Origin of the sequence: Campylobacter sp. CNRCH_2015_1657, assembly GCF_025772685.1 — a bacterium.
Lineage (GTDB): Bacteria > Campylobacterota > Campylobacteria > Campylobacterales > Campylobacteraceae > Campylobacter_D > Campylobacter_D lari_D.
Genome location: NZ_JAKMSO010000016.1, coordinates 1 through 12,753, shown reverse-complemented (window position 1 = coordinate 12,753; position 12,753 = coordinate 1). Strand labels below are relative to the sequence as shown.

Sequence of the window (12,753 nt, the reverse complement as noted above, 5' to 3'; positions counted from 1 at the left end):
GCGACCCATTATTAATACATCTTTTGCAAAAGTATGCAGATTGTAATCACCTCCAACTACTGCCAAAAGTTTTCCATTGGAATATATTGGAGCTGTATAAGAAACTGTTATAGAGTCATCTTCTATGCTTTTATAAGGATCTGATACTACAAGTTTTCCCACGCTTTTGGCCTCTTGATACCATGATCTTGTTCTTGCATCAAATCCGGTTTCTTCAGGACTTCTAATAATTCTGTTAGATTGATATAATTTTCCATCGTCATTAAATCCAATATATACTACATTAAAGCCAGCTGCTTCTTTTACTGTTTCTAATATATCAAATAGTTCGCCAGAATTAACCCTTGGATTTTTTTCTACAAATTTAACAATAGAAGCAATGGCATCTCTTTTTGCTCCAGAATATATATTGTATGCTGAATTAACATCAAACATAGTTTTTTTCTGAATTTCTTCTAGATAATAACTAGTGCTTTCTTTAGATTGATAATAGCTAATCATATTAACAACTATTAGTATAATAGCTATTAAAAAACAGGCTATTGTTGTCAATTTATTAGATAAACTGTTAAATTTAAACATACTTGTTCCTTTTTAGTTATTTTTTGGCCGGGTATTTTACTTATAAAATAATTAGAAAAAAATAAAAATTTTTTATCTTTTTGAAAACATATGTAGTTTTTATATTTTTTATGTGCATTTAAGTTTTAATAAGTATAATTTCAACTTTAATGCGGGAATAGCTCAGGGGTAGAGCACAACCTTGCCAAGGTTGGGGTCGCGAGTTCGAATCTCGTTTCCCGCTCCATTATCACCCGCCCGGGTGGTGGAATTGGTAGACACAAGGGACTTAAAATCCCTCGGAATTTTTCTTCCGTGCCGGTTCAAGTCCGGCCTCGGGCACCACTTTTTGGTAACTCAAGGCGACATAGCCAAGCGGTAAGGCATGGGCCTGCAAAGCCTTGATCTCCGGTTCGAATCCGGATGTCGCCTCCAATGCGATGTTAATACTTGATATTTTTATTCTTTTACGGGAGATGGCTGAGTGGTCGAAAGCGGCGGTCTTGAAAACCGTTGAGGGTCACACCTCCAGGGGTTCGAATCCCTTTCTCCCGGCCACTTTAACATAATTTTTCATATTTTGTTTTACATTTAAAAAGATATTTCTTAATTTCTTTAAGAAATTAAGAAAATTATTCTAAGTCTAAAACCCCGCCTTTGCTAGCATTACTAACAAGCTTTTGATACATTTTAAGCCATCTTGAATTTATTTGCTTATAAGGCATTTTAAAATTTGCTTTGCGTTTAGCAATTTCATCTCGGGCTAAATTTGCATTAATGCTGTAAGTATCTACATCAATTTCTATCTCATCACCATCTTTTAAAAGCGCTATAAGTCCACCTTCTGCAGCCTCAGGAGAAATGTGACCTATACTAAGTCCTCTTGTAGCTCCGCTAAAACGACCATCTGTTATAAGTGCAACTTTAGCACCAAGCCCCATGCCTGTGAGTAATGAAGTCGGACTAAGCATTTCTTGCATGCCAGGTCCACCTTTTGGCCCTTCATAGCGTATCACGCACACATCGCCTTCTTTAACTTTACCTTTTATAATGCCTTTGATAGCTTCTTCTTGAGAGTTAAAACAAACCGCTTTTCCTTTGAATTTACGCTCGCCCATAATACCTGCAGTTTTTATCACACAGCCTTGCTCAGCTAAATTCCCAAAAAGTATAGCAAGCCCACCTACATTTGAATAGGCATTGTCTATTTTTTTTATAATGTTTTCATCTTTAATATCAGCATTCTCAACGCGCTCTTTTAAAGTTTTTCCACTAATATCTAGAGTGTCAAGTTCTAAAATATGGCCTGGTTTTTTGGCTATTTCAGCTATTACTGCACTTACTCCACCTGCTTTGTGTATATCTTCCATATATATTGTGTTTAAAGATGGAGCGATTTTGGCTATATGAGCCACATTAGCGCTGATGTGATTGAGCTCTTTTATATCCAAATTTACACCTGCTTCATAAGCAATGGCAAGCATATGTAAGATAGTATTTGAACTTCCACCCATAGCCATATCAACAACTAAAGCATTGTTAATGGACTTTTTAGTAATAATATTGCGAATTTTAAAACGCTCATCTAGTGCAATTTCACAAATTCTACGCGCAGCCTTTCTTAAAAGCTCTTCTCTTTCTTTGCTAAGTGCTAAAATAGTTCCATTTCCTTCTAGTGCTATACCCATAGCCTCGCATAAAGTATTCATAGAATTTGCAGTAAACATACCCGAGCAAGATCCACCGCTAGGACAAGCTTTGCATTCTATATCTTTTAAATCGTCTTCATCGATTTTTTTAGCCTCATAAGCTCCCACTGCTTCAAAAACAGAACTTAGACTGATTTTTTCTCCATGTTTATTTACTCCTGCTTTCATAGGTCCACCACTAACGAAAATAGTCGGCACATTAACTCTTAAAGCCCCCATGAGCATACCTGGAGTAATTTTATCACAATTTGGGATACAAATTAGTGCATCAAGTTGGTGTGCATTCATCACTGTTTCAATAGAGTTTGCGATGATTTCACGACTTGGTAAAGAATAAAGCATACCATCATGCCCCATAGCTATACCATCATCAACACCTATGGTGTTAAATTCAAAAGGAATACAGCCATTTTTTTGGATTTCATCTTTAATGATTTTTGCATATTCATTTAAGAAAAAATGTCCCGGGATGATATCTATATAGCTATTTGCCACACCTATAAAAGGCTTATTAAAATCTTCATCATTTAAGCCACATGCTCTAAGTAAAGAGCGATTGGGTGCTTTTAAGTGTCCTTTTTTGATCGCGTCACTTCTCATTTGTATCCTTTTTTAAAGTAAAAACTATCATTTTATGCTTTTATTTTGCAATTTTTGCTTAAATTTTTTAAACTTAAATAGTATTTTAAAGAAAATTATTTAAAATGTGCAATTATTTTGATTTAAGGAATGTAATGCTTTTAACTAATCCAGTATTTATAGGCGTTTTGTTAATGACGCTTTTGTGTTTTTTTAGGTTTAATGTTTTGCTTAGCGTTTTGCTTTCTGGGCTTTTTGTAGGCATTTGGTCTAAATTTATGCATATGGAGCATTTAAGTTTGGTGGATTTTTTTACCCAACTTCCACAAGCTATGATGGATTCTATGAAAGTTTTAATCGATGGTATGCAAGGGAATTTGCAAACAGCACTAAGTTATATTTTGCTTGGAGCGGTGGCTGCTGCTATATCAAAAACTAATCTAACAGCATATTTGATTAAAATAGTTTCGCATTATATTTCACATAAAAAATACTTACTTATACTTTCTTTGGCACTTATTGCTTGTTTTTCGCAAAATTTAATCCCTATCCATGTAGCTTTTGTACCTTTGTTAATTCCACCTTTGTTGAAACTTTTTAATAAATTAAAAATAGATCGTAGAGCTATAGCTTGTGCATTAACTTTTGGACTTACCACACCTTATATGGTGGTGCCTTTAGGTTTTGGGCTTATTTTTCAAACTTTGCTTGTGGATAATTTAAATTCAAATGGGGTGCAAATTAGTCTAGGAGAAGTTTCTCAAACTATGGCTTTTGCAGCTATTTGTATGTTAGTTGGTTTATTTTTGGCTGTGTTTGTGTTTTATGCTAAGCCAAGAGAATATCAAGAAGAGCAAATTGCCAAAATGGATTTTGAAAATCTAAAAATGAGTAAAAAAGAATGGGGAGTTTTAGCTGGCCTTGGATTGACTTTGATTTTACAAATTTTAACGCACAATTTACCTTTATCAGGGCTTTTAGGTTTTGTTTTGATGGTGATTTTGGGTGGAGTAGAGTATAACAAAGTTAATTTAGTTTTTGATGATGGGCTTAAAATCATGGGTTATATAGCTTTTGTAATGCTTGTTGCTTCAGGATATGGAGAGGTTTTAAAACAAAGTGGAGGTATAGCTGAGCTTGTAAAAACAAGCGTGCCTTTTATGGAGCAAAGTCACTTTTTAGCTATTTTTATTATGCTAGCTATAGGTCTTTTAATCACTATAGGTATAGGCAGTTCTTTTGGTACTATTCCTATCATCGCTGCCTTATTTTGTCCTATATGTATAGAACTTGGTTTTTCACCTGCTGCGATTATTTTTATCATCGGTGTTGCTGGAGCTTTGGGAGATGCAGGATCACCTGCTAGTGAAACGACTTTGGGAGTGAGTGTAGGGCTTAATGCAGATAAGCAAGGTGATCATATAAAAGATACTTGTATACCAACCTTTTTATGCTTTAATGGCTCTTTGCTTATCTTGGGTAGTGTTATAGCATTTTTCTTAATTTAAAATATTAAAAGTCTAAAAAGGCTTTTAATATTCAAATTCTTCCATATAACCACAATCAATTGTAAGAATTTTCATTTGAAATGATTTTATAAACTCGATTATAGGTTCAACTCCACCATAAGGAAAAGAAATGGGGTAAAAATACAATTTGGCGATATTTTCCTCTATTTTTTCTATGGAGTGAAAATAGTATTCTCCATTTCCTATGCAGTCAAAAATATCATCAAACTCCCAACAATCTTTGCTTGAGAAATATTCTAATTCTTTTTTGCTGTAAAAATTATATATACTTTTATCTGTGTATAAATCTTCTATTTGTAAATTCTCATCTTTTAAGATTTTGATATAATTAAACAAATCGCACAATCTTTTAAAAGACTTTTCATTATTAATGATAAACTTAATAAAGCAAAATTTTTCCATTTTAATACATTAACAATATTCCACTTGAAAGTCTGCTTGAAGATTTATTATACTCAATAAGACTCTCGCCGTATCCGTTAAAATACTGAGTGTAAATATATAAGCCATTGTTAGAAATTTTATAAGCTCCACTTATTTCTACTGCACCGCGGTTATTAGCAAAATTTAAATTATTACGCCACAATATATTGATAAAATAATCATCTTGGGTATAAGCAAGATTAATATCAAAATTACCTAAATATTTTTCTATGTCAGGATTATCATCTTCTGAACTTTTTTCAGGAATTCTTAGCCAAACTCTAGGTATGAACATAAAATCGCCAAAAAACCATGCATTACTTAGATAAATTCTATTCCATGATCTTGATTTTGGATCATTTTGCCCGTTAGATTCATGTAATAAGCCTATGCGTATATCTTTTAAATTCTCAAAAGCACCATATCCGCTTATAGGAAAGTTGATAAAAAATTCAGGTAAATAGTTTGTTTCTCTAAAAGGAGCGGAATGTTTATAAAGTTGCCACCATGAAATTTGCGTATAGCCTATGTTATAACTTTCATTTAAACCCAAAAGATTTTCAAAAAGAGTTTTTTTAAGGCTTACTTGAAATTTAGTTTCAGTGCTTTTATAATCTCTCTTGCTAAAACTATAAGAAACAGGCATAAAATAGCTAAGATTATGCGTGCTAATACCAAAGGGATTGTATGATTTTTCTGTGCCAAGGTAGTTTGCTAAAGCTTCATTTTTTGGATTAATATCATCTAATTTTTTCTCTTTGGATGTATTTTGCTCAAAATTAAAAGACTTTTCTAAACTTGCTTCTTTTTGTTTTTCTTTTAAAGCTAAGCTTTTATAAATTTGCATAGCTTTTTTGTACTTACCTTGATTTTCATATTCTAAGGCTTGATTGAATAAATCCTCATTTGCTAAAGCACTAAAAGCACATACTATGGGTAGAATTGTCTTTTTCATGAAGCCACTTTTTATATTCTTTAAAATAATTTAAATTTATAAACTCATTATCATCTTCAAATTCTATAAATTCTGCTTTCATTGTATCACAAAAAAGGGCTAATTTGTGATTGTTTTCTTGTAAAAATTGCAAAGTTTTTTCAAAATTCCTACTATGATAAAATCCACATAAATAATGCTTGTGTTTTTTTGTGCTTGCTAAGAGTATATTTTGTGATTTTAGATGATCAAAAAGCTTGTAAAAACTTTCTTTGTTTATGTTTGGAGTATCCACGCTAAGGATAAATACATAGGTATTTTTAAAATGTTTAAGTATGGAATTTAAGGCAATGAGTGGAGAGTAGTTGTTTAAATCCTCATCTAAAATAAGTGCTAAGTTTTTTTGATGAAATTTATCTTTTTTGCTGCTAATAAAAACTTGATTAAAAATCCTTGACATTTTTTCATATTGATAAAGAGTTAAGTTTTTATCATCTACTTGCAATAAGCTTTTATCTTCTCCCATACGCGAAGACTTTCCGCCGCATAAAATCACACAAGGATAGGGAATTTTTTCACTCATAAAAACCTCATAAATTCATCAAAATATTTTATAATACATTTATGAAATATACAGATTTAATACAAATAAAAGATTATTTTAAACAATTTCAAAGACTAAATTATCTCAAACGCCTTGATGATAATATCTTAGAGCTTAGCTTAGATCATCAAGCTTTTATACTAGACTTAACGCGTGGAAAAAGTGGAATTTACCAAGATAAACTCCAAGCAAAAGTCTATAATGCACCTTTTGATTTTATGCTAAAAAAATACTTCTCTAACGCAAAGATTTTAAATTTAGAAGTATTAGAAAATAATAGAATTTTATCTTTTGAAGTTTTATCAGAAAAATCTTACAAAGCTTATGGGGCTAAGATTTATTTTGAATTTACAGGAAAAAACACTAATGTAATCATCACAGACACTGATGATATTATCATAGAAGCTTTGCGTCATATAGATAAAAGCTACCGCGTTGTAAAAATAGGCGAAAAACTCCAAGCTTTAAAAGCTTATGAGATAAAAGAAGAATTTGTAAAGATTGATGATTTTAATGTGTATTTTAAAGAAAGTGCTAAAAAGTTACAGCAAGATCGCTTAAAAGATATAAAAGAAAATAAACTTTTAAATATAGATAAAAAAATCTTTACTCTTAAAGAGAGTATAGAAAATTTAGAGCAAGAAAGCGATTTATTAAAAAAAGCTCAAGAATTAAGCCAAAAAGCAGATGTTTTATTTGCTAATTTAAATTCTTTAAAAGATTATCAAAGAGAATTTATTTTGCAAGATTTTAATGCAAATGAGCTTGCCTTTAAACTCGAAGATACACCTAAAAATAGTGCGAATGAATTTTATAAAATGGCTAAAAAGCTAAAACAAAAGGCTAAAAATATCAATATAGAAAGAGAAATTTTAAGTGAAAAACTTGATTTTCTAATAAATTTAAAAGACTTAATTGCTAAAAGCACTTCTTTGCGAGAATTAGAAGTTTTAATGCCTAAAAAAAGTAAAAAAACCAAAAAAGAAGAGTTAAATGCAGGGGTTAGTAGCTTTTATTTTGATGAGTTTAAAATCAGCGTAGGACGCAATGAAAAAGCTAATGAATACTTGTTAAAAATAGCTAAAAAAGATGATATTTGGTTGCATGTAAAAGATTATCCTAGTGCACATGTGATCATCACTTCAAATAAATTAAAAATAAGTCAATTAGTGCTAGAATTTGCAGCAAAGCTTTGTGTGGAATTTTCCAAGCTAAGTTCTGGAGTTTATTTGGTCGATTATACTAGTAAGAATTTTGTAAAAATAAAAGAAAAGGCTTTTGTAAATTATACAAATTATAAGACTTTAAGCGTTTTAAAGGAGTAAGTATGCCTATAAGTCCCATAGGTGGTATTCATTTTGCTAACCAAAATGCACCAGTACATTCAGCACAAGCTAGTAATGAATTGGCAAAAGATTCTTTTGCAACTTTGGTAAATATGAGTGAATTTCAAGCAAAAGAAAAGGCGGTTGAAAAACTTGAAAAAGTTAATCAAACTCATGAAGTAAGTGATGAAGTAAAAGAAAGGCAAGAGGAAGAAAAAAAGCATTCTAAACATCATCAAGAACAAGAGCAAGAAGATGAAGATGAACAAGAGGGGCAAGAAGTAGTTAAAAAAAGTTCTCATTTGCTTGATTTAAGTATATAGAAAGGATAAAAATGTTTTCAAAGACAAGAATTCTTAGTGCTATTGTGATGATAGCTGTGATAGCTGTTGTTGCTTTGGTGGATAATTTTTTGATTAATTTTGCGATTTTTGGTGTTTTATTGTTTTTGGCATTTAATGAAGCAAAAACTATGTTTAAAAGCAAACATGCAAGTGTTTTTGTGGCTTTGTGTGTTTTTGCAATAGGAGCATTTTTAGATAAACCTTTCTTTATAGGCCTCTTGGCTTTGATTTTGATTTTAGGATATTTAGTTTATAAAAAAAGTGAAAATTTAAATGAACTTATGCCTTATATATATCCTACTTTGCCTATTTTAATGCTTTATCAAGTATTAAGTTATGAGGGTATGTTTGTATTATTTTGGCTTATAGTGATTGTCGTTGCTTGCGATAGTGGGGCGTATTTTATAGGAAAACTAATTGGCGAGAGAGCTTTTTCTCTAACAAGTCCAAATAAAACCTTAGAAGGTGTTGTAGGTGGCATTGTTTGTGCGGGGATTTTAGGAACCATCATAGGCTCTTTTGAATTTAGCTTGGTAAAAAGTATTTATATATCTTTAATCGTAGCTATTTTTGCTGTGATAGGGGATTTACTTGAGAGTTATTTTAAAAGACAAGCAGGTATTAAAGATAGTGGTAATTTAATCCCAGGACACGGGGGAGTTTTAGATAGAATTGATGCTGTTATCATTGCAGCATTTGCAATGGCAACTTTAGTATGATCGTACTTGGAAGCACGGGAAGTATAGGAGTTAATACTCTTTTTATTGCTAAAGAAAAAAACATAAACATAGAAGCCTTATCTTGTGGTAAAAATATCAAGCTTTTAAATGAGCAAATAGCTCTTTTTAAGCCTAAATTTGTATGTATACAAGATGAAAAAGATAAAACCTTAGTTGATCATGATAGGATTTTTTGTGGTCAAGAGGGTTTAAAAGCGATGATAGCTGAGTGCAAAAGTTCTTTAGTGGTAAATGCTATAGTAGGTTTTGCAGGCTTAAGTTCAAGTCTTATGGTGCAAAAGCTTGGTAAAATTTTAGCCTTGGCAAACAAAGAAAGCTTAGTAGTAGCAGGGAAATTTTTTGACACTTCTAAGATTAAAGCCATAGATAGCGAACATGCAGCACTAAAGTGCTTGATAGATAAAAGAAAAGATATTAAAAAGCTTTTTATCACGGCAAGTGGCGGGGCCTTTTATAATTATAAAATCAAAGATTTAAAAAATGTCAGTGTAAAAGAAGCTCTTAAGCATCCTAACTGGAGCATGGGAGCTAAGATCACCATAGATAGTGCTAGCATGTGTAATAAACTTTTTGAAATCATCGAAGCTTATCATCTTTACGGTATTAAACAAATAGATGCTTTGATAGAAAGAAAGTCTTTAGTGCATGCTTTATGTGAATTTAAAGATGGTGGTATGAGTGCATATTTTTCTCATGCAAATATGCGTTTGTCTATAGCTCAAGCGATTTTAGATGAGCATGATCAAAGCTTTATAGAAAATTTGGATTTGTTAGCTATGCCAAGTTTAAAATTTGAAAAAATTAGTTTAAAAAAATATCCTATATTTTCACTTAAAGATGAGCTTTTGAAAAAGCCTGACTTGGGTGTGATTATAAATAGTGCAAATGAATATATGGTGTATCAATTTTTAGCCCAAAAAGCGCAGTTTTTAGACATAGCCAAGGGTATTTTTAAAGCATTGGATTATTTTGGTGTGCCAAAGATTAACCAAATTGAAGATGTTTTTGAGTATGATAAGCAAGTTAGGCTTTATTTAGATAAGGAAATGAAGTGAGATATTTTTTAAGTATTTTGATTTTTATAAATGTGGTTTTTGCTTTAGAGTTTAGCGTTAAAGAAAATGGAAAAAGTTTAGATGATAATAATACGGTTTTAATCCTTGGAGGTATACAAGGAGACGAGCCAGGTGGGTTTCATGCTGCTAGTTTGCTTTTGAGTGATTATAATATCACTAAAGGTAAAATTATTGTCGCACCAAATTTAGCTTTTGAAAGTATTATTGCTAGAAATAGAGGAAATTTTGGAGATTTAAATAGAAAATTTGCCCATATAGATGAAAACGATCCTGATTTTCACACTATAGAGCGCATAAAAAAGCTTATTTTGGAACCTGAGGTAAATATGGTTATAAATTTGCACGATGGAAGTGGATTTTATAGACCTCAATATGAAAGCAAAGATAAAAATCCAAATCGCTGGGGCAATACTAGTATTATTGATCAAAGTGAGGTAAATTCTACTAAATATGCAGATTTGGAAAATATTGCTAAAGAGGCAGTGGAAAATATCAATAAAGCTTTGGTTAAAGAAGAACATCAATATCATTTAAAAAATACCAAAACCCAAGAAAGCAATGATAAAGATATGCTAAAGGCTTTAACTTATTTTGTGGTGTCAAATCACAAAGCAGCCTTTGCTAATGAAGCGAGCAAAAATTTACCAACGCATTTAAGAGTATATTATCATCTTTTGGCAGTGGAGTATTATCTAAAAAAGGCAAATATAGAATTTCAAAGAACTTTTGATTTAACTCCAAATGGAGTTTATAGAGCTATTGAAAAGCCTTTAGAGGTAAAACTTTTTAATGATAAAATTTTACTTTATCTTGATAAACCTGCTAGTGCTATAAATTTTTTACCTTTTCCTATTAATCAAGCTTTAAATTATGAAGCAAGTAATGAGATTACTGCAGTAATTTCCAATGCTAACTCATATTCAATCAATTATGGCAATCGCTTGCAAACAAGATTGTATCCTGAATATTTTGAATTTTCAAATGCTCTAGATAGTGTTGAAGTGATAGTAGATGGAAAAAATATACAAACAAATTTTGCTCAAAAAATTATGGTAAAAGATAATTTTAAAATACCTTCTATAGCAGGTGTAAGAGTTAATGTTATAGGTTTTGATAGAGGTGTTGATGAAAGTGATATTGTTATAAGCAAAAACCAAATGCAAAGCCGTTATTCTTTGGATAAAAAAAGAAAAATTTACAGAGTAGAATTTTATGAGCTAAAGAATGCAAATTTAGCCGATCAAGTTTTAGAAAGAAAGACTAATTTTAAAGAAATTAAAAAAGCAAATATACCTGCAAAAGCCATAGAAAAAGCAGAACAAAAAGACAAATTTATCGGTATGATTTTAGTGGAATTTCAATGAGAGATTTGATTCTTGCCATAGAAAGTTCTTGTGATGATAGTTCTATTGCTATCATTAATAAAAATAGCTTTGAGTGTATCTTTCATACAAAAATTTCTCAAGAAAATGCCCATAGTGCTTATGGAGGGGTGGTGCCCGAGCTTGCCGCAAGATTACATAGTGAAGCTTTACCTAAGATTTTAAAAAGATGCCAAAAATACTTTGATAAACTTTGCGCCATAGCAGTTACAAATGAACCTGGCCTTAGTGTGAGTTTGATAGGTGGGGTAGCTATGGCTAAAATGCTTGCTATTAGTTTAAATTTACCGCTCATTGCGATTAATCATCTAAAAGGGCATATTTATTCTATGTTTTTAGATAAAAAAGCTAATTTTGATATGGGTGTATTGCTTGTAAGTGGTGGGCATACTATGGTGCTTTTTATTAATGAGCAAGGTAAAATCACAGAATTAGCAAGAACAACCGACGATAGCTTTGGAGAAAGCTTTGATAAAGTAGCAAAAATGATGGATCTTGGTTATCCTGGCGGAGCTATCATAGAAAATTTAGCTAAAAATGTAAAAGAAAATGATTTAGAATTTAGCATACCCTTGCTTCATTCTAAAGATTTAGCTTATAGTTTTTCAGGACTTAAAAACCAAGTGCGTTTGGAAATTTTAAAAGAAGAATTAAGCTTGGAGCGTAAAAGTAAAATTGCCTTTGCATTTCAAAAAGCAGCTATAGCTCATATTTTAAACAAGTTAGAAAAAATTTTTAAAGAGTATAAATTTAAACGCTTTGGTATAGTAGGCGGAGCTAGTGCAAATTTAAGCTTAAGAAGTCAAATAGAGCATTTATGTCGAAGTTATCAATGTGAGCTTTTGCTAGCTCCGCTTGAGTATTGTTCGGATAATGCTTTGATGATAGCAAGGGCAGCTTGTGAGGCTTATGAGCGTAAAGAATTTGTAAATATAGAAGATGATCTTATAAAGCCTAAGGTAAAAAACTTACAAGGCATATTATGAAAAAAGCTTTTACTATTATAGAGCTTGTGTTTGTAGTAATTATACTTGGAGTTTTAGCTGCGGTTGCTCTGCCAAAATTTAGCACAAGTAAAGATGAGGCAAGTGTAGTTCAAGCTTTGGGAAATTTAAAAATTTTTATTAATGATATAAGTGCTTATATATTAAAAAATGAAAGTCTTTCAAATATAGCTTTAATGAGCAATGTAGCAAATATAAAAAATGAAGATTTATCAACTTTGCAAAATTCCACCAAAGAGCTTGATTTTAGTGTGGGAAATGATGAGCAGTGTTTTAAAGTGCTTTTTGTAGATAAAGAAAGTGTTTTGCTTTTAGCGCTTATGGTAGATAATGCTCAAAAAAGCAAAGCCCAAAATATAGCAGATTTAAAAAATCAAGCTTTGAAAGATCCTAAAAATCAAAGCATAAAAACTCAATTAGATGAGGCTTTAAATGCTTTTAGTCAAAGTGAATTTGCAAGCACTTCAAAATCTAAAGCTTGTCAAGGTCTAATCCACTCTAAAGCTTTTAAAGATTTAGCTACTAGAGTGTATTTTCTAAGTG

Annotated in this window: 13 protein-coding genes and 4 tRNA genes; 12 read left to right on the top strand and 5 right to left on the bottom strand. The window is 31.3% G+C overall.

Annotated features, from left to right (window positions below):
• The coding region (locus tag L8X27_RS07840) for a cache domain-containing protein (RefSeq protein ID WP_263681174.1) at nucleotides 1-552 on the bottom strand (552 nt) is incomplete at its 3' end.
• A 181-nt stretch (nucleotides 553-733) separates the two neighbouring features.
• On the opposite strand from L8X27_RS07840, the gene L8X27_RS07835 reads away from it, so the two are divergent.
• From L8X27_RS07835 to L8X27_RS07820, 4 genes are all read left to right on the top strand, one after another.
• Nucleotides 734-808: transfer RNA gene (locus tag L8X27_RS07835), tRNA-Gly, on the top strand.
• A 9-nt stretch (nucleotides 809-817) separates the two neighbouring features.
• Nucleotides 818-906: transfer RNA gene (locus L8X27_RS07830), tRNA-Leu, on the top strand.
• 16 nt (nucleotides 907-922) lie between these two features.
• Nucleotides 923-996, top strand: a tRNA-Cys gene (locus L8X27_RS07825).
• 35 nt (nucleotides 997-1,031) lie between these two features.
• Nucleotides 1,032-1,119, top strand: a tRNA-Ser gene (locus tag L8X27_RS07820).
• A 74-nt stretch (nucleotides 1,120-1,193) separates the two neighbouring features.
• Here L8X27_RS07820 and ilvD read toward each other — a convergent pair.
• Nucleotides 1,194-2,870: a dihydroxy-acid dehydratase gene (gene ilvD / locus L8X27_RS07815; RefSeq protein ID WP_263671846.1), complete on the bottom strand. Its 1,677-nt coding sequence runs from the start codon at nucleotides 2,868-2,870 to the stop codon at nucleotides 1,194-1,196.
• 134 nt (nucleotides 2,871-3,004) lie between these two features.
• On the opposite strand from ilvD, the gene L8X27_RS07810 reads away from it, so the two are divergent.
• The gene (locus L8X27_RS07810; RefSeq protein WP_412174902.1) at nucleotides 3,005-4,357 is read left to right on the top strand and encodes a Na+/H+ antiporter NhaC family protein; all 1,353 of its coding nucleotides are present in this window, start codon (nucleotides 3,005-3,007) and stop codon (nucleotides 4,355-4,357) included.
• Nucleotides 4,358-4,381: 24 nt separating this feature from the next.
• On the opposite strand, the gene L8X27_RS07805 is transcribed toward L8X27_RS07810, so the two are convergent.
• From L8X27_RS07805 to L8X27_RS07795, 3 genes are read right to left on the bottom strand one after another with little or no spacing between them, the layout of a single operon-like run.
• Complete coding sequence (locus L8X27_RS07805; RefSeq protein ID WP_039629213.1) at nucleotides 4,382-4,780, bottom strand: hypothetical protein; 399 nt, start codon at nucleotides 4,778-4,780, stop codon at nucleotides 4,382-4,384.
• Between the two features lies 1 nt (nucleotide 4,781).
• Nucleotides 4,782-5,756, bottom strand: a complete 975-nt coding sequence (locus tag L8X27_RS07800) for a phospholipase A (protein ID WP_133319051.1) — start codon at nucleotides 5,754-5,756, stop codon at nucleotides 4,782-4,784.
• A complete protein-coding gene (locus L8X27_RS07795) occupies nucleotides 5,719-6,318 on the bottom strand; it encodes a molybdenum cofactor guanylyltransferase (protein WP_133319050.1) in 600 nt (199 codons plus the stop codon). The genes L8X27_RS07800 and L8X27_RS07795 overlap by 38 nt, the downstream gene beginning before the upstream one ends.
• Before the next feature lie 41 nt (nucleotides 6,319-6,359).
• Here L8X27_RS07795 and L8X27_RS07790 point away from each other — a divergent pair, with 41 nt between their 5' ends.
• The 7 genes from L8X27_RS07790 to L8X27_RS07760 all read left to right on the top strand — a co-directional run.
• Nucleotides 6,360-7,664, top strand: a complete 1,305-nt coding sequence (locus L8X27_RS07790; RefSeq protein ID WP_133319049.1) for an NFACT RNA binding domain-containing protein — start codon at nucleotides 6,360-6,362, stop codon at nucleotides 7,662-7,664.
• A 2-nt stretch (nucleotides 7,665-7,666) separates the two neighbouring features.
• Nucleotides 7,667-7,987 (top strand): hypothetical protein, encoded by a 321-nt coding sequence (locus L8X27_RS07785; protein WP_133319048.1) that lies wholly within the window; start codon nucleotides 7,667-7,669, stop codon nucleotides 7,985-7,987.
• 11 nt (nucleotides 7,988-7,998) lie between these two features.
• Nucleotides 7,999-8,727: a phosphatidate cytidylyltransferase gene (locus tag L8X27_RS07780; RefSeq protein WP_220566711.1), complete on the top strand. Its 729-nt coding sequence runs from the start codon at nucleotides 7,999-8,001 to the stop codon at nucleotides 8,725-8,727.
• Nucleotides 8,724-9,803, top strand: a complete 1,080-nt coding sequence (dxr, locus tag L8X27_RS07775; protein WP_263661598.1) for a 1-deoxy-D-xylulose-5-phosphate reductoisomerase — start codon at nucleotides 8,724-8,726, stop codon at nucleotides 9,801-9,803. Before L8X27_RS07780 ends, dxr begins: the two co-directional genes overlap by 4 nt.
• On the top strand, nucleotides 9,800-11,188 hold the full coding sequence (locus L8X27_RS07770; protein WP_220566709.1) for a M99 family carboxypeptidase catalytic domain-containing protein: 1,389 nt from the start codon (nucleotides 9,800-9,802) through the stop codon (nucleotides 11,186-11,188). The genes dxr and L8X27_RS07770 overlap by 4 nt, the downstream gene beginning before the upstream one ends.
• Nucleotides 11,185-12,192, top strand: coding sequence for a tRNA (adenosine(37)-N6)-threonylcarbamoyltransferase complex transferase subunit TsaD (gene tsaD / locus L8X27_RS07765; protein WP_263671852.1), 1,008 nt, complete (start codon nucleotides 11,185-11,187; stop codon nucleotides 12,190-12,192). The genes L8X27_RS07770 and tsaD overlap by 4 nt, the downstream gene beginning before the upstream one ends.
• Nucleotides 12,189-12,753: type II secretion system protein (locus L8X27_RS07760; RefSeq protein ID WP_318529414.1), on the top strand; the 565-nt coding region annotated here is incomplete at its 3' end. The genes tsaD and L8X27_RS07760, both read left to right, overlap by 4 nt.